This is a genomic window from Nocardioides sp. JCM 18999 (assembly GCF_055391175.1).
The window spans coordinates 3,124,070-3,145,648 of record NZ_AP043887.1 but is presented as its reverse complement, the minus strand read 5'-3'; the positions used below and the strand labels follow the sequence as shown (position 1 = coordinate 3,145,648).

The 21,579-nt window shown below is 69.8% G+C and carries 21 protein-coding genes and 2 pseudogenes; 22 read left to right on the top strand and 1 reads right to left on the bottom strand.

The window, feature by feature from the left end:
• The first annotated feature begins 30 nt into the window (after nucleotides 1–30).
• From ACZ5J1_RS15600 to ACZ5J1_RS15495, 22 genes and pseudogenes are all read left to right on the top strand, one after another.
• Nucleotides 31–720 carry a demethylmenaquinone methyltransferase gene (locus ACZ5J1_RS15600; RefSeq protein WP_464560408.1) on the top strand — a complete coding sequence of 230 codons (690 nt, stop codon included), beginning with the start codon at nucleotides 31–33 and terminating at the stop codon, nucleotides 718–720.
• 200 nt (nucleotides 721–920) lie between these two features.
• Nucleotides 921–1,280, top strand: coding sequence for an NADH-quinone oxidoreductase subunit A (locus tag ACZ5J1_RS15595; RefSeq protein ID WP_464560406.1), 360 nt, complete (start codon nucleotides 921–923; stop codon nucleotides 1,278–1,280).
• Nucleotides 1,281–1,291: 11 nt separating this feature from the next.
• Entirely contained in the window at nucleotides 1,292–1,846 is a 555-nt protein-coding gene (locus tag ACZ5J1_RS15590; RefSeq protein ID WP_464564809.1) for a NuoB/complex I 20 kDa subunit family protein, read from the top strand.
• Entirely contained in the window at nucleotides 1,843–2,340 is a 498-nt protein-coding gene (locus ACZ5J1_RS15585) for an NADH-quinone oxidoreductase subunit C (RefSeq protein ID WP_464560404.1), read from the top strand. The genes ACZ5J1_RS15590 and ACZ5J1_RS15585 overlap by 4 nt, the downstream gene beginning before the upstream one ends.
• Entirely contained in the window at nucleotides 2,337–3,716 is a 1,380-nt protein-coding gene (locus tag ACZ5J1_RS15580; RefSeq protein WP_464560402.1) for an NADH-quinone oxidoreductase subunit D, read from the top strand. Before ACZ5J1_RS15585 ends, ACZ5J1_RS15580 begins: the two co-directional genes overlap by 4 nt.
• The gene (nuoE, locus tag ACZ5J1_RS15575; protein WP_464560400.1) at nucleotides 3,713–4,315 is read left to right on the top strand and encodes an NADH-quinone oxidoreductase subunit NuoE; all 603 of its coding nucleotides are present in this window, start codon (nucleotides 3,713–3,715) and stop codon (nucleotides 4,313–4,315) included. Before ACZ5J1_RS15580 ends, nuoE begins: the two co-directional genes overlap by 4 nt.
• Nucleotides 4,312–5,625 carry an NADH-quinone oxidoreductase subunit NuoF gene (nuoF, locus tag ACZ5J1_RS15570; protein WP_464560398.1) on the top strand — a complete coding sequence of 438 codons (1,314 nt, stop codon included), beginning with the start codon at nucleotides 4,312–4,314 and terminating at the stop codon, nucleotides 5,623–5,625. The genes nuoE and nuoF overlap by 4 nt, the downstream gene beginning before the upstream one ends.
• A pseudogene (locus ACZ5J1_RS15565) lies at nucleotides 5,622–7,385 on the top strand (NADH-quinone oxidoreductase subunit G); the annotation flags it as partial. The gene nuoF and the pseudogene ACZ5J1_RS15565, both read left to right, overlap by 4 nt.
• An 83-nt stretch (nucleotides 7,386–7,468) precedes the next feature.
• On the top strand, nucleotides 7,469–7,777 hold the full coding sequence (locus tag ACZ5J1_RS15560) for a hypothetical protein (RefSeq protein WP_464560396.1): 309 nt from the start codon (nucleotides 7,469–7,471) through the stop codon (nucleotides 7,775–7,777).
• Nucleotides 7,774–8,850: pseudogene (nuoH, locus tag ACZ5J1_RS15555) on the top strand (NADH-quinone oxidoreductase subunit NuoH); the annotation flags it as partial. The gene ACZ5J1_RS15560 and the pseudogene nuoH, both read left to right, overlap by 4 nt.
• Before the next feature lie 114 nt (nucleotides 8,851–8,964).
• Entirely contained in the window at nucleotides 8,965–9,432 is a 468-nt protein-coding gene (gene nuoI / locus ACZ5J1_RS15550) for an NADH-quinone oxidoreductase subunit NuoI (protein ID WP_464564807.1), read from the top strand.
• A complete protein-coding gene (locus tag ACZ5J1_RS15545; RefSeq protein WP_464560394.1) occupies nucleotides 9,429–10,127 on the top strand; it encodes an NADH-quinone oxidoreductase subunit J in 699 nt (232 codons plus the stop codon). Before nuoI ends, ACZ5J1_RS15545 begins: the two co-directional genes overlap by 4 nt.
• Nucleotides 10,124–10,420: an NADH-quinone oxidoreductase subunit NuoK gene (gene nuoK, locus ACZ5J1_RS15540; protein ID WP_464560392.1), complete on the top strand. Its 297-nt coding sequence runs from the start codon at nucleotides 10,124–10,126 to the stop codon at nucleotides 10,418–10,420. Before ACZ5J1_RS15545 ends, nuoK begins: the two co-directional genes overlap by 4 nt.
• A gap of 10 nt (nucleotides 10,421–10,430) precedes the next feature.
• Nucleotides 10,431–12,302, top strand: a complete 1,872-nt coding sequence (gene nuoL / locus ACZ5J1_RS15535) for an NADH-quinone oxidoreductase subunit L (protein WP_464560390.1) — start codon at nucleotides 10,431–10,433, stop codon at nucleotides 12,300–12,302.
• Nucleotides 12,299–13,816: an NADH-quinone oxidoreductase subunit M gene (locus tag ACZ5J1_RS15530; RefSeq protein ID WP_464560388.1), complete on the top strand. Its 1,518-nt coding sequence runs from the start codon at nucleotides 12,299–12,301 to the stop codon at nucleotides 13,814–13,816. The genes nuoL and ACZ5J1_RS15530 overlap by 4 nt, the downstream gene beginning before the upstream one ends.
• On the top strand, nucleotides 13,816–15,381 hold the full coding sequence (nuoN, locus tag ACZ5J1_RS15525) for an NADH-quinone oxidoreductase subunit NuoN (RefSeq protein ID WP_464560386.1): 1,566 nt from the start codon (nucleotides 13,816–13,818) through the stop codon (nucleotides 15,379–15,381). Before ACZ5J1_RS15530 ends, nuoN begins: the two co-directional genes overlap by 1 nt.
• Nucleotides 15,382–15,416: 35 nt before the next feature.
• A complete protein-coding gene (locus tag ACZ5J1_RS15520; protein WP_464560384.1) occupies nucleotides 15,417–16,415 on the top strand; it encodes a polyprenyl synthetase family protein in 999 nt (332 codons plus the stop codon).
• Between the two features lie 67 nt (nucleotides 16,416–16,482).
• Nucleotides 16,483–17,343 (top strand): EamA family transporter RarD, encoded by an 861-nt coding sequence (gene rarD / locus ACZ5J1_RS15515; RefSeq protein ID WP_464560382.1) that lies wholly within the window; start codon nucleotides 16,483–16,485, stop codon nucleotides 17,341–17,343.
• Between the two features lie 60 nt (nucleotides 17,344–17,403).
• Entirely contained in the window at nucleotides 17,404–18,438 is a 1,035-nt protein-coding gene (locus ACZ5J1_RS15510) for a sulfate ABC transporter substrate-binding protein (protein WP_464560380.1), read from the top strand.
• The gene (gene cysT, locus ACZ5J1_RS15505; protein ID WP_464560378.1) at nucleotides 18,435–19,235 is read left to right on the top strand and encodes a sulfate ABC transporter permease subunit CysT; all 801 of its coding nucleotides are present in this window, start codon (nucleotides 18,435–18,437) and stop codon (nucleotides 19,233–19,235) included. Before ACZ5J1_RS15510 ends, cysT begins: the two co-directional genes overlap by 4 nt.
• Nucleotides 19,228–20,046, top strand: coding sequence for a sulfate ABC transporter permease (locus ACZ5J1_RS15500; RefSeq protein ID WP_464560376.1), 819 nt, complete (start codon nucleotides 19,228–19,230; stop codon nucleotides 20,044–20,046). The genes cysT and ACZ5J1_RS15500 overlap by 8 nt, the downstream gene beginning before the upstream one ends.
• A 1-nt stretch (nucleotide 20,047) precedes the next feature.
• Nucleotides 20,048–20,998, top strand: coding sequence for a sulfate/molybdate ABC transporter ATP-binding protein (locus ACZ5J1_RS15495; protein WP_464560374.1), 951 nt, complete (start codon nucleotides 20,048–20,050; stop codon nucleotides 20,996–20,998).
• Nucleotides 20,999–21,066: 68 nt separating this feature from the next.
• Here ACZ5J1_RS15495 and ACZ5J1_RS15490 read toward each other — a convergent pair whose 3' ends face one another.
• On the bottom strand, nucleotides 21,067–21,525 hold the full coding sequence (locus ACZ5J1_RS15490; protein WP_464560372.1) for an RrF2 family transcriptional regulator: 459 nt from the start codon (nucleotides 21,523–21,525) through the stop codon (nucleotides 21,067–21,069).
• Nucleotides 21,526–21,579: the final 54 nt, after the last annotated feature.

The following is a 21,579-nucleotide window of genomic DNA, read 5'->3' as shown; positions in this document are numbered from 1 at the left end:
CCGTCGATCCCTGCCGAGGAGCACCACCTGATGGCCCGCGCTGATCTGGACAAGCAGCCGTCCGACGTCCGTCGCATGTTCGATGCGGTGGCGCGACGCTACGACGTCACCAACGACGTCCTCTCCCTCGGGCAGGACCGCCGCTGGCGGCACGAGGTCGTCACCTCGGTCGCCGCCACGAAGGGCGAGCTGGTCCTGGACCTGGCCGCCGGCACCGGCACCAGCTCCCAGCCGTTCGCCGACGCCGGCGCGACGGTCGTCCCGACCGACTTCTCCCTCGGCATGCTGCAGGTCGGCAAGAAGGCCCGGCCGCACCTGCCCTTCACCGCCGGGGACGGCACCAAGCTGCCCTACCGCGACGCGACGTTCGACGCGGTCACGATCAGCTTCGGGCTGCGTAACATCGTCGATCCCGAGGCCGGTCTGGCCGAGCTGCGCCGGGTCACCAAGCCCGGTGGGCGGCTCGTGGTCTGCGAGTTCAGCCACCCGACCAACGCGCCCTTCCGGACCGTCTACATGGAGTACCTGATGAAGGCGCTCCCGGCGGTCGCCCGCGCCGTCTCCTCGAGCCCGGACGCCTACGTCTACCTGGCCGAGTCGATCCGCGCCTGGCCTGACCAGGAGGGGCTGGCCCGGATGATCCGCTCGGCCGGCTGGAACCGCCCCCAGTGGCGGAATCTGAGTGGCGGCATCGTCGCCCTGCACCGCGCCTCCGCCTGATCCGCACCAGCGTCAACTGCTGGTCGATCTAGGGAGCCAGGCGCTCCAAGCGCCCGTTCACCAGCACTTATCTGGGGGTTCCGGCACTCAGGACCCCTGAGTTGGTGACGCGCGTCACAAAGTAGGTGTAGAACAGACTCCAGGGAGTTTGTGATCCAGATCACAAACTCACAAACCATCGAGGGATGGGGAGTTTTCGGATGCACCCCTACGTGCCGATCCTGGTGCTGGCGACGTTGGCGATGGCCTTCGCCGTGGGCTCGGTCGTGATGAGCTCGCTGGTGGGTCCGCGACGCGCCAACCGGGCGAAGCTGGACGCCTACGAGTGCGGCATCGACCCGACGCCGCAGCCGCTCGGCGGTGGCCGCTTCCCGGTCAAGTACTACGTGATCGCGATGCTCTTCATCCTCTTCGACGTCGAGATCATCTTCCTGATCCCGTGGGCGGTCCGGATGGACGCGATGGGTCTCTACGGCCTGGTCGAGATGGGCCTCTTCGTCCTCACGGTCTTCGTCGCCTACGCCTACGCCTGGCGCCGAGGAGGCCTGGAATGGGACTGACCGCCGCTGACATGGGCCTGGAGGAGAAGCTCCCCTCCGGTGTCCTGCTCACCACCGTCGAGGGCCTCGCCGGCTACATGCGCAAGGCCTCGTTCTGGCCGGCCACCTTCGGGCTGGCGTGCTGCGCGATCGAGATGATGACCTCCGGCGGGCCGAAGTACGACCTCGCCCGGTTCGGGATGGAGGTCTTCCGCGCCTCGCCGCGCCAGGCCGACCTGATGATCGTCGCCGGTCGGGTCAGCCAGAAGATGGCCCCGGTCCTGCGCCAGATCTACGACCAGATGCCCGAGCCGAAGTGGGTGCTCGCGATGGGCGTCTGCGCCAGCTCCGGCGGGATGTTCAACAACTACGCGATCGTCCAGGGCGTCGACCACATCGTCCCCGTCGACATGTACCTGCCCGGCTGCCCACCGCGTCCCGAGATGCTGATCGACGCGATCCTCAAGCTGCACGAGAAGGTGCAGCACACCCCGCTGGGCAAGGACCGCACCGCCGCGATCGCCGAGCTCGAGGAGCAGCGTCGCCGGATGCTGCCCCTGATCGAGGAGAAGGGTCTCCTCCGATGACCGAAGCCGTGGGTACGACGACCCTTGAGGCTGTCGGGGTCGAGCTCGCCGGTGCGGGCGACGGGTTCACCTTCCACGTCCGCCGTGAGGACCTGGTCGAGATCGCCCGGGCGCTGCGCGACCGGTGGGGCTTCGAGCTGTGCCTCGGCGTCACCGGTGTGCACTACCTCGACGACGCCGGTGCCGAGCTGCACGCGGTCTACCACCTCGCCTCGCTGGCGAAGAACCGCCGGGTGATGCTGGAGACGACCGCTCCCGACGCCGACCCGCACCTGCCGAGCCTGGTCGGGGTCTGGCCGACCCTGGACTGGCACGAGCGCGAGGCCTGGGACATGTTCGGCATCGTCTTCGACGGCCACCCGTCGCTGGCGCGGATCCTGATGCCGGACGACTGGCCCGGACACCCGCAGCGCAAGGACTACCCGCTCGGCGGGGTCCCCGTGGACTACAAGGGCGCGACCACTCCGCCGCCGGACCAGCGGAGGATGGCATGACCGCCACCAGCGACACCGGGGCCGAGGGCCGCGTCTTCACCGTCACGGGCCAGGACTGGGACGAGATCGTCGACGCGGTCGGCGCCGACCACGACGAGTACGAGCGTCTCGTGGTCAACATGGGCCCGCAGCACCCGTCGACCCACGGCGTGCTGCGTCTCATCCTCGAGCTCGAGGGCGAGACGGTCACCGAGGCCCGGTGCGGCATCGGCTACCTGCACACCGGCATCGAGAAGTCGATGGAGTTCCGCACCTGGACCCAGGGCGTCACGTTCTGCACCCGGATGGACTACCTCGCCCCGCTCTTCAACGAGACCGCGTACTGCCTCTCGGTGGAGAAGCTGCTCGGCATCACCGACCAGATCCCCGAGCGGGCCAACGTCATCCGGGTCCTGATGATGGAGCTCAACCGGATCTCCTCCCACCTGGTCGCCATCGCGACCGGCGGCATGGAGATCGGCGCGCTGACCGTGATGACGATCGGGTTCCGCGAGCGTGAGCTGGTGCTCGACCTCTTCGAGCTGATCACCGGCCTGCGGATGAACCACGCCTACGTCCGCCCCGGCGGCGTCGCCCAGGACCTGCCGCCCGGCGCCCTCGACGAGGTCCGCGGCTTCGTCGAGCTGATGCGCACCCGGCTGCCCGAGTACGCCGACCTGTGCAACGCCAACCCGATCTTCAAGGCCCGGCTCGTCGACGTCGGCGTGCTCAACCGAGCGGGTTGCCTCGCCCTTGGCGTCACCGGGCCGGTGCTGCGCTCGACCGGCCTGGACTGGGACCTGCGCAAGTCCCAGCCCTACTGCGGCTACGAGACCTACGACTTCGACGTCGTCACCTGGGAGCGCGAGGGTGGCCCTCACGGGGACGCCACCGGCTCCGACGGCAGCCTCGCCGAGGGCGACTCCTACGGCCGATTCCGGATCCGGCTCGAGGAGATGGAGCAGAGCCTGCGGATCGTCGAGCAGGCCGTCGAGCGTCTCGCCGCGTCCGAGGGTGAGCCGGTCATGGTGGCCGACAAGAAGATCGCCTGGCCCGCCCAGCTCTCCCTCGGCGGCGACGGGATGGGCAACAGCCTCGAGCACATCCGGCACATCATGGGCGAGTCGATGGAGGCCCTGATCCACCACTTCAAGCTGGTCACCGAGGGCTTCTCCGTCCCCGCCGGACAGGCCTACGTCCCGATCGAGGCGCCGCGCGGGGAGCTCGGCGCCCACGTCGTCTCGACCGGCGGCACCCGGCCCTACCGGGTGCACTTCCGCGATCCCAGCTTCACCAACCTGCAGGCGACGAGCGTGATGAGCGAAGGGGGTCAGGTCGCCGACGTCATCGTCGCGATCGCCTCCATCGACCCGGTCATGGGAGGAGTGGACCGATGAGCGCATCCACGAACATCGACGAGACGACGTACGACGAGCTGCGAGCGATCACCCAGCGCTACCCCAGCGCGCGCAGCGGTCTGCTGCCGATGCTGCACCTGGTCCAGTCCGTCGAGGGCTGCGTGAGCACCGCGGGGATCGAGGCGTGCGCCGAGGTGCTGGGCATCACCCCGGCCGAGGTCACCGCGGTCGCGACGTTCTACTCGATGTACAAGAAGGAGCCGGTCGGGGAGCACCTCGTCGGGGTCTGCACCAACACCCTGTGCGCCGTCATGGGCGGCGACGCCATCTGGGAGCGGTTGTCGGCGATGCCCGCCACGGACCGGGTGACGTTGGAGCGGGTGGAGTGCAACGCGGCCTGCGACTACGCCCCGGTGGTGATGGTCAACTGGGAGTTCATGGACAACCAGACCCCGGCCTCGGCCGAGGCGCTGGTCGCGGATCTCACCGCGGGCCGTCCCGTGACCTCCACCCGGGGACCGGAGATCTGCACCTGGCGACAGGCCGAGCGCGTGCTGGCCGGATTCCCTGACGGGCTGGTGGATGAGGGCCCGAGCGCGGGGCCCGCGTCCCTCGCCGGTCTGGAGGTGGCCGAATGAGCAAGCTGACGCCCGTCCTGATGGCCGACTGGGCCACCGAGAAGAGCTGGACCCTGCCGGTCTACAGCGCCAACGGCGGCTACACGGCGCTGGACACCGCCTTCGCGATGGAGCCGACCGAGGTCGTGCAGATGGTCAAGGACGCCGGCCTGCGAGGCCGCGGTGGCGCCGGGTTCCCGACCGGGATGAAGTGGGGCTTCCTGCCCCAGCTCGACCCCGAGAACCCGAAGCCCCGCTACCTGGTGGTCAACGCCGACGAGTCCGAGCCGGGCACGTGCAAGGACATCCCGATGATGATGGCCACCCCGCACACCCTGATCGAGGGCGTCATCCTCAGCTCCTACGCGATCGGTGCGCACCACGCCTTCATCTACGTCCGCGGCGAGGTGCTGCACGTCATCCGCCGGCTGCAGGCCGCCGTCGTCGAGGCGTACGCCGCCGGGCACCTGGGCCGCGACATCCACGGCTCGGGGTACGACCTCGACCTGGTCGTCCACGCCGGTGCCGGCGCCTACATCTGCGGGGAGGAGACCGCGCTGCTGGACTCGCTCGAGGGCTACCGCGGCCAGCCCCGGCTGCGCCCGCCGTTCCCGGCCGTCGCCGGTCTGTACGCCAGCCCGACCGTGATCAACAACGCCGAGTCCATCGCCAGCGTGCCGGGGATCGTCCGGCACGGGGTGGAGTGGTTCACCGCGATGGGCACCGAGAAGTCCGCCGGTCACGGGATCTTCTCGCTGTCGGGTCACGTCACCCGGCCGGGACAGTACGAGGCCGGCCTCGGCATCACGCTGCGTGAGCTGCTCGAGCACGCCGGCGGTGTGCGCGCCGGCCACCAGCTGAAGTTCTGGACCCCGGGCGGGTCGAGCACCCCGATCTTCACCGACGCGCACCTCGACGTACCGCTCGACTTCGAATCCGTCGGGGAGGCCGGCTCGATGCTCGGCACCCGGGCGCTGCAGATCTTCGACGAGACCACGTGCGTGGTCCGGGCGGTGCTGCGCTGGAGCGAGTTCTACAAGCACGAGTCCTGCGGCAAGTGCACGCCCTGCCGCGAGGGCACCTACTGGCTGGTCCAGGTGCTGGCCCGGCTGGAGAAGGGTGAGGGCACCGAGGCCGACCTCGACCTGCTGCTCGACCAGTGCGACAACATCGCCGGCCGCTCCTTCTGCGCCCTCGGCGACGGTGCGACCTCACCCGTCGTCAGCTCGATCCAGTACTTCCGCGACGAGTACATCGCCCACCTCACCCACGGCGGCTGCCCGTTCGACCGCGAGGCGTCCACGTTGTTCGAGAAGGCGGTGACCGCATGAGCGCCGACGTCCAGCCGACGCAGGTGCCGGTCACCACCGTCACCCTGAGCATCGACGGCCGCGAGGTCACCGTCCCGGCCGGCACGCTGCTGATCCGTGCCGCCGAGGAGCTCGGCATCCAGATCCCGCGGTTCTGCGACCACCCGCTGCTCGCCCCGGCCGGCGCCTGCCGGCAGTGCCTGGTGACCATCTCCGACGCCGGCAACGGTCGGGGATTCCCCAAGCCGCAGGCCTCCTGCACCATCCCCGTCGCCGACGGCATGGTCGTCGAGACCGCCGACCCGGTCTCGGTGAAGGCCCAGGCCGGCGTGATCGAGCTGCTGCTGATCAACCACCCGCTCGACTGCCCGGTCTGCGACAAGGGCGGCGAGTGCCCGCTCCAGGACCAGGCGATGAGCAACGGCGGTGTCGAGTCCCGCTTCGGCGCCACCGGCGGGGTGAAGCGGACCTACCCCAAGCCGATCCCGCTCTCGGCCAACATCCTGCTCGACCGCGAGCGCTGCGTGCTCTGCCAGCGTTGCACCCGCTTCGCCGACGAGATCGCCGGCGACCCCGGGATCGTGCTGGTCGAACGTGGCGCCAAGCAGCAGATCGGGATCGCCGAAGGGGTCGAGTTCTCCTCCTACTTCTCCGGCAACATCATCCAGATCTGCCCGGTCGGCGCGCTCACCTCGACCGAGTACCGGTTCCGCTCCCGACCCTTCGACCTGGTCTCCAGCCCGGGCATCGGCGAGCACGACGCCTGCGGTGCGGCGCTGCGGGTCGACCACCGTCGCGGCCAGGTGCTGCGCCGGATGGCGGGTGACGACGCGGAGGTCAACCAGGAGTGGCTCGGCGACAAGGACCGCTTCGGGTTCGCCTACCTCGACGACCGCCTCACGACCCCGCTGGTCCGCGATGGCGCCGAGCTTCGGCCCGCCGCGTGGACCGAGGCCCTCGCGGTCGCGGCCCGCGGACTGAGCGGCCGCGCCGTCGGCGTGCTGCCCGGTGGCCGCCTCACCCTCGAGGACGCCCGCGCCTGGGCGGACTTCGCCGCCACCGAGCTGCGCTCACCCGACGTCGACTTCCGGGCCCGCCCCGTCTCGGCCGAGGAGACGACGTTCCTGCGCGACCACGTCGCCGGACGCGGGGTCGAGGTCACGTACGGCGACCTGGCCACCGCCCCCGTCGTCGTCCTCGTCGGGCTCGAGCCCGAGGACGAGGCAGCCACGATCTTCCTGCGACTGCGCGCCGCCGTCACCGCCGGCACCACCCGCGTGATCACGATCGCGCCGTTCACCTCCCGCGGATCGGCCAAGCTCAACGCCGAGCTGATCCGGATCGTGCCCGGTGAGGAGGCCGCGGCGTTGGCCGGACTCGACCTCCCGGCCGGGGCGATCGTGCTGGCCGGCGAGCGGCTGGCGCTCTCGCCGGGTGCACTGCCCGCGGTGGTCGCCAGCGGTGCCCGGTGGGCGTGGGTGCCTCGCCGGGCCGGTGACCGAGGCGCGGTCGAGGCAGGCCTGCTGCCCGGTCCCGGGGGCCGCGACATCGACGGCATCCTCGAGGCGGTCACCGACCACCGCCTGGCCGGCCTGATCGTCGGCGGGGTCAGCCTCGACGACCTCGCCGACCCGGACGCGGCCCTTGCGGCCATCACCGCGGCCCCGTTCGTGGTCAGCCTGGAGCAGCGCCGCAGCGAGATCGCCGAGCTCGCCGACGTCGTCTTCCCGGTCGCTGCGGTCGCGGAGAAGGCCGGCACGTTCCTCACCTGGGAGGGGCGGGCACGCTCCTTCCCCGTCGCGCTGAGCTCCACGGCGATGTCCGATGCCCGGGTCCTGGAAGCGCTCGCGGAGGAGATGAACGCATGAGCACACCCGACGTGCGGTTCCACCTGGCCACCTGGAAGCTCCACCTCGACCGGGGTGTGATGCAGCGCGGCGACGTCGACCTCGCCGCGACCGCTCCGCGGGCGGTCGCGAAGCTGTCGGCGGGCAACGCCGACCGGTTCGGTCCGCGGGTTGTGATCACCGGCGACCGCGGCTCCGTGACGCTGCCCGTCGAGGTCGCCGACCTGGCCGACAACGTCGTCTGGGTGCCCGCGAACTCGTTCGGTCGCGGCGTGCTGGCCGAGCTGGCCTCGCCCGGATCGCTCGTGGAGGTGGCATCCGTATGACGCCGTCCGTGATCCCCTTGACGCTGAGTCCGTTCGGGAACGACCCGTGGTGGATGGTCACCGGCAAGGTCGTGGCGATCTTCCTGGTCCTGGTGCTGCTCACGCTGTTCAACATCTGGGCCGAGCGGCGCGTGGTGGCGCGGATGCAGCACCGGATCGGACCCAACGTGCACGGCCCGTTCGGGCTGCTGCAGTCGCTGGCCGACGGGGTGAAGCTCGCGCTCAAGGAGGACATCATCCCGGCCGCTGCGGACAAGGCGGTCTACCTGATCGCCCCGGTCCTGGTGGTCGTGCCGGCGTTCGTCACCTTCTCGGTGATCCCGTTCGGCCCGGTCGAGACGATCTTCGGGGTCGAGACCCCGCTGCAGCTGACCGACCTGCCGATGGCCGTGCTGTTCGTGATGGCGATCGCCGGGATCGGGATCTACGGCATCGTGCTCGGCGGCTGGGCCTCCGGGTCGACGTACTCCCTGCTCGGCGGGCTCCGCTCGAGCGCCCAGATGATCTCCTACGAGGTCGCGATGGGCCTGGCGCTGATCGCGGTGTTCCTCTACGCGGGCTCGCTGTCGACCAGCGAGATCGTCGAGGCGCAGTCCAACGCCTGGTTCGGGATCGTGCTGCTGCCCAGCTTCCTGATCTACTGCACCGCCATGGTCGGCGAGACCAACCGCGCTCCGTTCGACCTGCCCGAGGCGGAGGGGGAGCTGGTCGGTGGGTTCCACACCGAGTACAGCTCGCTGAAGTTCGCGCTCTTCTTCCTGGCCGAGTACATCAACATGGCGACCGTCTCCGCGCTGGCGACGACCCTCTTCCTCGGAGGCTGGCGGGCCCCGTTCGGGCTCGATCAGCTCTGGTCCGGTTTCAACGAGGGTGTCTTCCCGCCGATCTGGTTCTTCGCGAAGCTGTTCTGCTTCATCTTCGTCTTCATCTGGCTGCGCGGCTCCCTGCCGCGGTTGCGCTACGACCAGTTCATGGCGCTGGGCTGGAAGATCCTCATCCCGGTCAGCCTGGTCTGGGTGATGGTGGTCGCCGCGGTGCGGGTGGGCAGCGACTCGGCGGACCTGAACCCGTCCTGGGTCGCGGGCATCGTCGGGGCGCTCCTCGTGGTCGCCTTCTTCGCGGTCGTGCGCGCGAAGACCGGTCCGCTGCTGCCGCAGGTCGCCGGGTTCGGGGTCACGTTCCGGACGATGTTCAAGGAGCCGGTCACCGAGCAGTACCCCTTCGAGAAGGCGCCGACGGCGCCGCGGTACCACGGTCGGCACCAGCTCAACCGGCACGCGGACGGGCTGGAGAAGTGCGTCGGGTGCGAGCTGTGCGCCTGGGCCTGCCCGGCCGACGCCATCTTCGTCGAGGGTGCGGAGAACTCCGACGCACCCGACGGGGAGCGGTTCAGTCCCGGCGAGCGCTACGGCCGCGTCTACCAGATCAACTACCTGCGCTGCATCTTCTGCGGGTTGTGCATCGAGGCCTGCCCGACCCGCGCCCTGACGATGACCAACGACTACGAGCTGGCCGACGACAACCGGCGTGACCTGATCTTCACCAAGGACGACCTGCTCGCTCCGCTGCTGCCCGGGATGGAGGCACCGCCACACGCGATGCGACCGGGCACGACGGCGTACGACTACTACGCGCCCGAGGAGATCATCAAGTGAGCTCCACCGAACTCGCGTTCTGGACGCTCGCCCCGATCATGGTGATCGCGGCCCTCGGCATCCTCGTCGTCCGCAAGGCGGTGCACGCCGCGCTGCTGCTCGCGGTGGTGATGATCTGCCTCGCCGTGCAGTACGCGGCGCTGGACGCACCGTTCCTGTTCGCGGTCCAGATCGTCGTCTACACCGGCGCGATCCTGATGCTCTTCCTGTTCGTGCTGATGCTGGTCGGCGTCACCGACGACGCGGTCGAGGCGAGCAAGGACGTGATCAAGGGGCAGCGTCCGATCGCGATCGTGGCCGGCGTCGCGTTGGGTGCCTGCCTGATCACGGGCGTCGCCCAGGGCATGCTGAGCATCGACGCCGGACTGACCGAGGCCAACGCCGCGGGCAACCTGAACGCGATCGCAGACCTGCTCTTCTCCCGCTACGTGATCGGCTTCGAGGTCACCAGTGCCCTGCTGATCACAGCGGCCCTCGGAGCGATGATGCTGGCCCACAGCGAGCGGCTGGCTCCGCGCCGCACCCAGGCCGAGCTGGCCGCGCGCCGCGTCGCCGACTGGAGCGAGTCCGGCAAGCCGCTCGGCCCGGCGCCCGCCCCCGGCACCCTGGCGACCAGCAACAGCGTCGAGACCCCGATCCTGCTCGCCGACGGCTCGCACTACGAGATCGAGGACACGAAGGACGTGACCCCATGACGACTCACTACGTCGTGCTGTCGGCCATCCTGTTCAGCATCGGTGCCCTCGGCGTGCTGATCCGACGCGACGCCATCATCGTCTTCATGTGCGTGGAGCTGATGCTCAACGCCTGCAACCTGTCCCTGGTCGCCTTCAGCCACCAGCACGGCAACCTCGACGGGCAGGTGATGGCGTTCTTCGTGATGGTCGTCGCCGCCGCCGAGGTCGTGATCGGACTGGCGATCATCATGACCATCTTCCGCAGCCGTCGATCGATCTCGGTCGACGGCCCGAGCCTGCTGCGCAACTGAGGGGGCGGGGATGGAGAACATGCTCTGGCTGGTGATCGCGCTGCCCGCACTCGGTGCCGCGGTGCTGCTCATCGGCGGACACCTCACCGACCGCTGGGGGCCGATCTTCGCCACGCTGATGCCGGTCGCCTCCTTCGGGATCGGGGTGGGCCTGTTCGCCACCCTCGCCGGTCGCGACGCCGAGGACCGTCGGCTCAGCCAGCACCTGTGGACCTGGATCGACACCACCTCCGCCGGCGGCGGCACGAAGATCGGCTTCGACCTGGCCTTCGACCAGCTCACCGCACTGTTCGTGCTGCTGATCACCGGCGTCGGTGCCCTGATCCACGTCTACTCGCTGGGCTACATGGCCCACGACGAACGACGCCGTCGCTTCTTCGGCTACCTCAACCTCTTCATCGCCGCGATGCTCACCCTGGTGATGGCGGCCAACTACCTGGTCCTCTTCCTCGGCTGGGAGGGCGTCGGTCTGGCCTCCTACCTGCTGATCGGCTTCTGGCAGCTCAAGCCGACCGCGGCCGCGGCGGCCAAGAAGGCGTTCATCGTCAACCGGATCGGCGACCTCGGTCTCGCCGCGGCGATCGCGCTCTTCCTGTCCCGGCAGGGCACGCTCGACTTCTCGGCGCTGTCGGAGGCGACGTACTCCGAGCACGACGCCACGGTGCTGGGGCTGCTGCTGCTGTGGGGCGCGTGCGGCAAGTCCGCGCAGGTGCCGCTGCACACCTGGCTGCTCGACGCGATGGAGGGCCCGACGCCCGTCAGTGCGCTGATCCACGCCGCGACCATGGTGACCGCCGGCGTGTACCTGCTGGTCCGGTCGAACTTCATCCTCGACGCGGCCCCCGACGCCCAGACCGCGGTCTGCGTCGTCGCCATCGTCTCCGTGCTGTGGGGCGCGATCATCGGGTGCGCCAAGGACGACATCAAGAAGGCGCTCGCCGGTTCCACGATGAGTCAGATCGGCTACATGATGCTCGGCGCCGGTCTCGGCCCGGCGGGCTACGCGTTCGCGATCTTCCACCTGCTGATGCACGGCTTCTTCAAGGCCACCATGTTCCTCGGGGCCGGCTCGGTGATGCACGCGATGGACGACGACGTGAACATGCGGCACTACGGCGCGCTGCGCAAGGCGATGCCGGTCACCTTCGGCACCTTCGGGTTGGCCTACCTCGCGATCATCGGCTTCCCCGGGTTCTCCGGCTTCTGGTCCAAGGACAAGCTGATCGAGGCGGCCTTCGCCGAGCGGCCGTTCTTCGGGGTGCTGGCGCTGCTGGGTGCTGGGATCACCGGTTTCTACATGACCCGGATCATGCTGATGACCTTCCTCGGCCAGAAGCGCTGGCCCAAGAAGGCGCACCCGCACGAGTCGCCCGTGGCGATGACCATCCCGCTGCAGGTGCTGGCCGCACTGAGCGTCGTCGGCGGCGTGCTGCTGGCCGGCGGCTGGATCACCGACTGGCTCGCGCCGGTCGTCGGTGAGGCTCCGGAGCACCACGGCGGGATGCCGCCGTGGCTGGTCTCGGTGCTCACCGTCGCCGTGGTCGCCGTCGGGGTCTGGATCGCCTGGAAGTCCTTCGGCCTCAAGCCGATCCCGAAGCAGGCGCCGCAGGCCTCCTGGCCCGTGGTCGCGGCGCGACACGACCTGTACGGCGACGCGATCGGAGACGCGGTGATCACCCAGCCCGGACTGGCGCTGGCAAGGACCAGCGTCGCGCTCGACGAACACGTCATCGTCGCCGGGATCGATGCCGGCAGTGCCGGCGTGAGCGCCATCGCCGACGGGTTGCGGCAGGTGCAGAACGGGTTCGTGCGCTCCTACGCCGTCGGCATCGTCGGCGGAGCGGTCCTGCTGGCGGTGGCGATGATGGCGGTGACCTGGTGACCCTCAGCTTCCTGGTCCTCATCCCCCTGGTCGGCGCGCTGGCCGTCGCCCTCACCCCGTCGGCCGGGTCCGTGCCGCAGCGGGTGGCGGTCACGTTCGCGCTCGCCACGATGGTCTACTCGGTCGCCGTCGCGTTCCAGTTCGACGCCGCCGCCGGTCCGGACGGAGTCCGACAGTTCTCCGAGGACGTCGCCTGGATCGACCCGCTGGGTGCCCACTACGCGCTCAACCTCGACGGACTCGGCCTGCTGCTGGTCCTGCTCACCACGGTGCTGGTGCCGCTCACCATCATCGCGTCGTGGCGCAGCACGAGCTCGTCGGCGTACTTCGCCTGGGCCCTGGCCCTGGAGGGCGCCGCGCTGCTGGTCTTCCTGGCCGACGACCTGCTGCTCTTCTACATCGCCTTCGAGGCGACCCTCATCCCCGCGTTCTTCCTGATCGGCGGCTGGGGGCGCGCCGGACGTGCCCGCGCGGCGTTGCGGTTCCTGCTCTTCCAGCTCGCCGGCGGCCTGGTGCTGCTCGCCGGGGTGATCGGGCTCTGGGTGGTCTCCGCCGACCAGCGCGGTGCCGCGGGCCCGTCGCTGCTCCTGGGCGACCTGGGGGCGTTGGACATCCCGACCGAGGCCGGGCGCTGGATCTTCATCGCCTTCTTCGCCGCCTTCGCGGTCAAGGCGCCGCTCTTCCCGGTGCACACCTGGCTGGCCGACACCACCGAGAACGCCACCCCGGCCACCAGCGTGCTGCTGGTCTGCATCCTCGACAAGATCGGCACCTTCGGGATGCTCCGCTTCTGCCTGGGGCTCTTCCCCGAGGCCAGCGCGTGGGCCACCCCCGTCGTGGTCGCGCTGGCGCTGATCTCGATCCTGTACGGCGCCTTCCTGGCGATCGGGCAGGACGACCTGCTCCGTCTGATCGGTCTGACGTCGTTGTCGCACTTCGGCTTCATCACGCTGGGGATCTTCGTGATCTCGCCCGACGGTGGCTCGGCGGCGATCCTCTACATGGTCAACCACGGCCTCGCCACCGGCGCGCTGTTCCTCGCGGCCGGAGTGCTGCTGCACCGGCACGGCACGGTCTCCATCCGCGAGCTGCGCGGTCTTGAGAAGGGCACTCCGGTGTTGGCGGGCTTCTTCCTGCTCGCCGGCCTGGCCACCCTCGGCCTGCCCGGGTTGGCCCAGTTCGTCTCCGAGGTGATGGTGATCATCGCCGCCTTCGCCTTCCACTGGTGGGTCGGCGCGATCGCGCTGCCCGGCATGGTGCTGGCCGCGGTCTACGTGCTGTGGGCCTACCAGCGGATCTTCACCGGCCCGCCGCGCGAGCCCGAGAAGGGCGCCACGCCGGCCCGCGACCTGACCCGGCGCGAGGTGGCGGTGCTGGCTCCGCTGGCCACCGTCCTCGTGCTGCTCGGCTTCGTCCCCGGACCGCTCTTCGCCATCGCCAACCCGACCGTGGCCACCGTGGTGCAGGGTGACACCGGTTCGACGGAGCACTCGATCGCAGGGGAGGGCCGCTGATGTTCGTCTCACCCACGATCGAGTACGGCGAGATCTGGCCGCTCCTGCTGATCTTCGGTGCCGCCTGCATCGGGGTCCTGATCGAAGCCTTCGTGGCTCGGGAGCGACGTTTCGCCCTCCAGGTCGCCGTCGCCGCCTCCGCGGTCGTCGTCGCGCTGGTCGGAACCGTCGGCGTCGCCGCCGGTCTGCCCGACCTCGGTCCGGCCCGCGGGCTGATCGCCACCGGCGGTTCGCTGGCGCTGGACGGCCCCGCGCTCTACCTGCAGGGCCTCGTCCTGGTCTGCGCCCTGGCCGGCGTGCTGCTCTTCGCCGAGCGTCGGGTGACGGGCGGGGTGACCGCGTTCGCCGGTCAGGCCGCCGCCGTACCGGGCTCGGGTGCCGAACGACGGGCCGCCGACCTGGAGCACACCGAGGTCTTCCCGCTGCTGCTCTTCGCCGTCGGCGGGATGATGCTCTTCCCGGCCGCCAACGACCTGCTGATCGCCTTCGTCGCCCTCGAGGTGCTCAGCCTGCCGCTCTACCTGCTCACCGGCCTGGCCCGCCGCCGTCGCCTGCTCTCCCAGGAGGCGGCGATGAAGTACTTCCTGCTCGGCGCCTTCTCCTCGGCCTTCTTCCTGTACGGCGCCGCACTGGTCTACGGCGCGACCGGGTCGATGGAGTTCGCCCAGATCTGGGCGAGTGCGTCGCAGAGCGACAACGACGTCCTGCTCGGGGTTGGGATCGCGATGATCGCCGTCGGACTGCTGTTCAAGGTCAGCGCCGTGCCGTTCCAGACCTGGACCCCCGACGTCTACCAGGGGGCGCCGACCCCGGTGGTGGCGTTCATGGCTGCGGGCACCAAGATCGCCGCCTTCGGGGCGCTGGTCCGGCTCTTCTACGTCGCCTTCGGGGACAACCTCGGCGAGTGGCGTCCGATGATCTCCGCGGTCGCGATCGCCACCATGCTGGTCGGCGCCACCGCCGCGCTGGTGCAGTCCGACATCCGCCGGATGATCGGGTACTCGGCGATCGCGCACTCGGGCTTCCTGTTGGCGGGCGTCGTCGGGCTCAGCGCCACCACCTCGGAGGCGATGCTGTCGAGCACCCAGGCGGTGCTCTTCTACCTGGCCGCCTACGCGGTCGCGGTGCTCGGCGTCGTCGCCCTGGCCGGGACGGTGCGTGACGCGGGTGGGGAGGCCACGGACCTGGCGACATGGTCGGGACTCGGCCGGCGCAGCCCCTGGGTCGGTGCGGGCATGGCGATCTTCCTGCTCTCCCTGGCCGGGATCCCCCCGACCGCCGGATTCATCGCGAAGTGGTCGGTGCTGGCCTCCGCCGCTGACGCCGGTCTCTGGTCGGTGGTGATCGTCGGTGTCGTGGCCAGCCTGATCGCGATCGTGGCCTACGTCCGGGTCATCCTGGTGCTGTTCTTCAAGGAGCCGACCCTGGCCACCGCCTCCGTGGCGCGCCCCTCGTTGGCCACGATCGTGGTCATCGCCGTCTGCGCGACCGCCACGCTGGTCCTCGGCCTGGTGCCCGGTCCGCTCCTCGACCTGCTGGTCGAGACCGGCGCCTGGATCGGGTGATCTGGCCCACGGGGGTGCTGTGGAAGGATGCAGCCGTGAGCGCGTCCCTTGCCCTGCCCGTCACCGACCCCGAGCTGGAGGCACGCCTGCGTGCGCGGCTCGCGCTCGTCGAGAAGGCGCTCGCCGGACACGTGCAGAGCCGGGCCGGGTTCATCACCGAGGCCGCCTCGCACCTGCTCGAGGCCGGCGGCAAGCGGTTCCGCCCCCTGCTGGTCCTGCTCGCCGCCGAGTGCGGCGACAAGGCCGACTCCGAGGACGTCCTCACCGCTGCCTGCGTGGTCGAGCTGACCCACCTCGCCAGCCTGTACCACGACGACGTGATGGACGAGGCGCTCGTGCGCCGCGGCACCCCGAGCGCCAACGCCCGCTGGGACAACCACGTCGCGATCCTCACCGGTGACTTCCTCTTCGCCCGCTCCTCGGAGCTGACCGCCGAGCTCGGCCCCGAGGCCGTGCACATCCAGGCGCAGGCCTTCGCCCGCCTGGTCGAGGGTCAGATCATGGAGACCCGGGCACCCGGTCCGGGTGAGGACCCGGTCGCGCACCACCTCGACGTGATCGCCGGCAAGACCGGCATCCTGATCGCCACCTCGGCCCGGTACGGCGCCCTCTTCGGCGGAGCCTCGAAGGAGATCGAGACCGCCCTGACGGCGTACGGCGACATCGTCGGTGCCGCCTTCCAGATCTCCGACGACATCCTCGACATCGCCTCCGAGTCCGAGGAGTCCGGCAAGACGCCCGGCACCGACCTCAAGGAGGGCGTGCCCACGCTGCCCGTCCTGCTGGTCCGTCGGGCCGACCGCCCCGAGGACGCCCGACTGATCGAGCTGCTCGACACCGACCTGGCCGCCTCCGAGGCCGACCTGGCCGAGTGCCTCGCGCTGCTGCGCGCCAACCCCGCGATGGGCGAGGCCCGGGAGTACGTCCTGGCCGAGGCCGCCAAGGCCAAGGCGCACCTGGACGCGCTGCCCGACGGCCCGGTCCGTGAGGCGCTCGAGGCCTTCGCCGACATCGTCGCCACCCGCACCGCCTGACGATCCGGTGAGCGGCGCGAGGGACCAGCACCGCGTCGGGATCCTCGCGGGGGCAGCCGCCTACCTAATGTGGGGCTTCTTCCCGCTCTACTGGCCCCTGCTCGAACCGGCCGGAGCGGTCGAGATCCTCTCCCACCGCCTGGTCTGGTCGGTGGTGGTGATGAGCATCCTGACCCTCGCGCTGGGCCGCCGTCGCTCGTTCGTCGCGCTGCTGCACCAACCCCGCAAGGTGGCGATGCTCGGCCTGGCGACCGTGCTGGTCAGCATCAACTGGGGCACCTACATCTGGGCGGTCAACGCCGGCCACGTCGTCGAGACCAGCCTCGGGTACTTCATCAACCCCCTGATCTCGGTGCTGCTCGGCGTGGTGGTGCTGCACGAGCGACTGCGCCCCGCCCAGTGGACCGCGATCGGCATCGGCACCCTCGCGGTCGTCGTCCTGACCGCGACCTACGGGCACCTGCCCTGGATCGCGCTGACGCTGGCGATGAGCTTCGGCACCTACGGCCTGATCAAGAAGATCGCGGCCGTGAGCGCGATCGAGGCGCTGACCCTGGAGACGCTGCTGGCAGCACCGATCGCCCTCACCTACCTGCTCGTCCTCGGCGCGCGAGGAGAGGGCCACTTCACCACCGAGGGCGCGGGCACCACCTTGCTCTTCATCGGCTGCGGCATCGTCACCGCCGCCCCGCTGCTCTGCTTCGGCGAGGCCGCCAACCGTGTGCCCCTGAGCGTGCTCGGGCTGCTGCAGTACCTCACGCCGACGATCCAGTTCCTGCTCGGCGTGCTCTGGTTCGACGAGGCGATGCCGACCGGACGATGGATCGGGTTCGGCCTGGTCTGGGTCGCACTGACGATCTTCACGGTCGACGGTCTCACCAGGCGGAAGGCGCGACCGAATAGTGGACGAATCCCGGAAACACTCTAAAGTGAAGTAATCTCATCAACTAACGCCGGGGGTGCCGGCATTGTGCAAGGGGTGCAGATCATGAAGGTCCTCAAGATTGGTGCCGTGGTCGCGGCTGGTGTGCTCGCTCTGACCGCGTGCGGCAGCAGCGATTCCGGATCGTCCACGACGGTCAACATCAACGGCTTCTCCATCCTCGAGCAGGCGAACAAGACCGTTTTCGCCGACTTCGAGAAGACCGACGCCGGCAAGGACGTCGAGTTCAAGACGTCGTACGGCGCCTCGGGCGACCAGTCGCGTGGCGTCGCTGCGGGCAACAAGGCCGACGACGTGCACTACTCCCTCGAGACCGACGTGACCCGCCTGGTCGACGCCGACCTGGTGGCCTCGGACTGGAACGCCGGCCCGACCAAGGGCATCCTGACCAGCTCGGTCGTGGCCTTCATGGTCCGCAAGGGCAACCCCAAGAACATCACCGGCTGGGACGACCTGGTCAAGCCGGGCGTCGAGGTCATCACCCCCAACCCGGGTTCGTCGGGTTCGGCGCGCTGGAACATCCTCGGTGCCTGGGCCCACGTCGTCGGCGCCGGTGGCACCGACGCGGAGGCCAACGCTTTCGTCACCAAGCTGCTCAACAACACGATCGCCCTGCCCGGTTCGGGCCGCGAGGCGACGACCGCGTTCACCGGGGGCTCGGGCGACGTCCTGATCTCCTACGAGAACGAGGCCATCCTGGCCCGCGCCGCAGGTGCCGACGTCGACTACGTCGTCCCGGACGACACCCTGAAGATCGAGAACCCGGGTGCCGTCACGGTCGACGCGCCGCAGGCTGCGAAGGACTTCCTCAACTTCCAGATCAGCGCCGAGGGCCAGGCCGCCTACGCGCAGTCCGGCTTCCGCCCGGTCATCGACGGTGTCGACGTCGGCGAGGTCAAGGGTGCGACCGACCCGAGCGACCCGTTCCCCACGCCGGCCAAGCTGTACACGATCAACGACGCCTTCTTCGGCGGGTGGAGCGTGGCCGCGGACAAGTTCTTCGGTGACGGCACCGAGGGCAAGCCGCTCGGCATCATCACCAAGATCCAGCAGGACACCGGCAAGGGCACCGAAGAGTGAGCTCGAGCCCGACCCGCCTCACCGGCGGAGCGGGCCTCGGTCTCGGCGTGGTGATGCTGTGGTTCAGCCTGCTGGTCCTGCTCCCGCTCGCGGCGATCGTCGCCGCTGCGGCCGCCGGTGGCTGGTCGAACTACTGGGACGTCATCACGGAGCCGCAGACCTGGGCGGCGGTCAGGCTGACCGTCGTCCAGGCGACGCTCGTGACCTTGGTCAACATCGTGATCGGCACGATCATCGCCTGGGAGCTGGTCCGTGACCGGTTCTGGGGCCGTGCCGCCCTCGGCGTCGTCATCGACGTCCCCTTCGCGCTGCCGACGATCGTGGCGGGCCTGGTCCTGCTGACGCTCTACGGCCCTGAGAGCCCGCTCGGCGTGCACGCCGCCTTCACCCCCTGGGCGGTGCTGCTCGCCTTCGCGTTCGTCACGCTGCCGTTCGTCGTCCGCACCGTGCAGCCCGTGCTCGAGGAGCTCGACGCCGACGTCGAGGAGGCGGCCGCCTCGCTCGGTGCCAACCGTTGGACGGTCCTCCGCCGGGTGCTGTTCCCGGCCCTCGTGCCCGCGATCGCCGCGGGCGCCGCACTCTCGTTCGCCCGTGCGATCTCCGAGTACGGTGCCCTCGTGCTGCTCTCGGGCAACAAGCCGTTCGAGACCGAGGTCGTCTCGGTCCGGGTGCTGACGTTCATCGAGAACGGCTCGACCGCCTCGGCGGCCGCGGTCGCCTCGGTGATGCTGGCGATCGCCCTGGTCGTGATCGTGGGTCTCGACCTGCTCCAGCGACGGGTGGCGCGCCGTGGTTAAGCTCCCTCGCCTCGTCACCTGGCTGCTGCGCTTCATCGCGGTCGGGTACGTCTTCATGCTGGTCGTCCTGCCCCTGGGTGCGCTGGTGCACGAGACGTTCGCCGACGGCTTCGACGCGTTGAAGTCCGTCTTCGAGGATCCCGACGTGGTCTCCGCGCTCAAGCTGACGGCTCTCGTGTCCGTCATCGCGGTCGCGATCAACCTGGTCTTCGGCGTGACGGTCTCGATCCTGCTGGTCCGCTACGACTTCCCGGGCAAGCGGGTGCTCTCCGCACTCGTCGACCTGCCGCTGGCGGTCTCCCCGGTGGTCGTCGGCCTGTCGCTGCTGCTGGTCTACAACGCCCGGGACGGCTGGCTCGGCGTGCCGCTCGACGAGGCCGGGATCAAGGTCATGTTCTCCACCCCGGCCCTGGTGATGGCGACCTGCTTCGTCGCCCTGCCGCTGATGATCCGCGAGGTCGTGCCGGTCCTCACCGAGATCGGCAACGACCAGGAGCAGGCCTCGAGGTCGCTCGGTGCGAGCAGCCCGCAGACCTTCTGGCGGATCACGCTGCCCAGCATCCGCTGGGCGGTCATCTACGGTGTCGTCCTGACCCTGGCCCGATCCGTCGGTGAGTTCGGTGCGGTCAAGGTCGTCTCCGGCAACATCACGGGGGAGACCCAGACCGCCACGCTCGCCGTGGAGGCCAAGTACCAGGGTTTCGCCCAGCCGACGGCGTACGCCATCGCCTTCCTCCTCGTCCTCGTCTCCATCGCCTGCCTGATCGTCGTGAGCGTGCTGCGCCACCGCGACGAACGGAAGGAAGCCTGAAATGTCCATCGACGTCCGCAACGTGACCAAGAAGTACGGCGACTTCGTCGCTCTCGACGACGTCTCGGTGTCCATCCCGACCGGCCAGCTGACCGCGCTGCTCGGCCCCTCCGGCGGCGGCAAGTCCACGCTGCTGCGGGTCATCGCCGGTCTGGAGACCTCGGACTCCGGCACCGTCGCGATCGAGGGGGTCGACGCGACCACGCTGCCCCCGCAGAAGCGCAACGTCGGCTTCGTGTTCCAGCACTACGCCGTCTTCAAGCACCTCACGGTGGCCAAGAACGTGGCGTTCGGTCTCGAGATCCGCAAGCGGCCGAAGGCGGAGATCAAGGACCGGGTGGCCGAGCTGCTCGACCTGGTCCACCTCTCCCAGTTCGGCAACCGGCTTCCCTCCCAGCTCTCCGGCGGCCAGCGCCAGCGGATGGCGCTGGCGCGGGCACTCGCGGTGGAGCCGACGGTGCTGCTGCTCGACGAGCCGTTCGGTGCTCTCGACGCCAAGGTCCGCAAGGAGCTGCGCGACTGGCTGCGCCGACTGCACGACGAGGTCCACGTGACCACCGTCTTCGTCACCCACGACCAGGAGGAGGCCCTCGAGGTCGCCGACGAGATCGTGGTGATCAACGAGGGTCGCGTCGAGCAGGTCGGCTCGCCCGACGACCTCTACGACCGGCCGGCCAACGACTTCGTGATGGGCTTCCTCGGCGACGTCACCTGGCTCGGCGGCCGGATGGTGCGTCCGCACGACCTCGTCATCGGCACCAGCCCGGCCGAGGGCGCCGAGGGCACCGTGACCCGGATCCACCGGATCGGGTTCGACGTGCGCGTCACGGTCCTCACCGTGGGTGGCGACGAGGTCCAGGTGGAGCTCACCCGGACCCAGGCCCGCTCGCTCGGCCTGGCCGAGGGGATGACCGTGTGGGTCTCGATCGTCTCCGGCGCGACCACCGTCTGACACCACCCCTTCACGCAGTACGGCGGCCCGGAATCGCTCCGGGCCGCCGTACTGCTGTGTTCGGGGTGTCAGTGCGACTGCCAGGCCCCTTCGTTGGCGGTGCGCTTGGTGACCGTCGCCGGCAGCTTCTTGGCGGCGAGCTGCTCGATGGTGACGAACTCGAGGACCTCGCGGATCGCGTCGCGCGCGGCGACCCAGACCTCCTGCAGGCCCTGGGCGCTGTCGTTGTAGGTGACCGCCTCGGGGCGCAGGCCGTAGACCGACACGAGCGGACCGTCGACGGCGCGGATCACGTCGGCCACGGTGACCGCGGAGGACGGCCGAGCCATCCGCCAACCGCCCGAGGGACCCCGCTGGGAGAGCAGGATGTCGGCCTTGCGCAGGTCGGCGAGGATCGCCTGCAGGAACCCGTGCGGGATGTCCTGCCGCTTGCCCAGCTCTTCGGCACTGACGGCCTTGCCCTCTTCACCGGAGGTGATCTCGATGAGGGCCCGCAGGGCGTAGTCGGACTTGGCAGAGACGCGCATGGACCCATTCTCACAAAGTCAGGTCGACAACGTCGACATCGGCGTGGGTTGGCG

Bases quoted from the DNA above. Each gene is read 5' to 3' on its own strand.
- ACZ5J1_RS15595 (WP_464560406.1), top strand. From the start codon at position 921: ATGCACCCCTACGTGCCGATCCTGGTGCTGGCGACGTTGGCGATGGCC.
- ACZ5J1_RS15560 (WP_464560396.1), top strand. From the start codon at position 7,469: ATGAGCACACCCGACGTGCGGTTCCACCTGGCCACCTGGAAGCTCCAC.
- ACZ5J1_RS15580 (WP_464560402.1), top strand. From the start codon at position 2,337: ATGACCGCCACCAGCGACACCGGGGCCGAGGGCCGCGTCTTCACCGTC.
- nuoL (WP_464560390.1), top strand. From the start codon at position 10,431: ATGGAGAACATGCTCTGGCTGGTGATCGCGCTGCCCGCACTCGGTGCC.
- nuoN (WP_464560386.1), top strand. From the start codon at position 13,816: ATGTTCGTCTCACCCACGATCGAGTACGGCGAGATCTGGCCGCTCCTG.
- ACZ5J1_RS15495 (WP_464560374.1), top strand. From the start codon at position 20,048: ATGTCCATCGACGTCCGCAACGTGACCAAGAAGTACGGCGACTTCGTC.
- ACZ5J1_RS15600 (WP_464560408.1), top strand. From the start codon at position 31: ATGGCCCGCGCTGATCTGGACAAGCAGCCGTCCGACGTCCGTCGCATG.
- rarD (WP_464560382.1), top strand. From the start codon at position 16,483: ATGTGGGGCTTCTTCCCGCTCTACTGGCCCCTGCTCGAACCGGCCGGA.
- nuoI (WP_464564807.1), top strand. From the start codon at position 8,965: ATGTTCAAGGAGCCGGTCACCGAGCAGTACCCCTTCGAGAAGGCGCCG.
- ACZ5J1_RS15585 (WP_464560404.1), top strand. From the start codon at position 1,843: ATGACCGAAGCCGTGGGTACGACGACCCTTGAGGCTGTCGGGGTCGAG.
- ACZ5J1_RS15510 (WP_464560380.1), top strand. From the start codon at position 17,404: ATGAAGGTCCTCAAGATTGGTGCCGTGGTCGCGGCTGGTGTGCTCGCT.
- nuoF (WP_464560398.1), top strand. From the start codon at position 4,312: ATGAGCAAGCTGACGCCCGTCCTGATGGCCGACTGGGCCACCGAGAAG.
- nuoK (WP_464560392.1), top strand. From the start codon at position 10,124: ATGACGACTCACTACGTCGTGCTGTCGGCCATCCTGTTCAGCATCGGT.
- ACZ5J1_RS15590 (WP_464564809.1), top strand. From the start codon at position 1,292: ATGGGCCTGGAGGAGAAGCTCCCCTCCGGTGTCCTGCTCACCACCGTC.
- ACZ5J1_RS15490 (WP_464560372.1), bottom strand. From the start codon at position 21,525: ATGCGCGTCTCTGCCAAGTCCGACTACGCCCTGCGGGCCCTCATCGAG.
- nuoE (WP_464560400.1), top strand. From the start codon at position 3,713: ATGAGCGCATCCACGAACATCGACGAGACGACGTACGACGAGCTGCGA.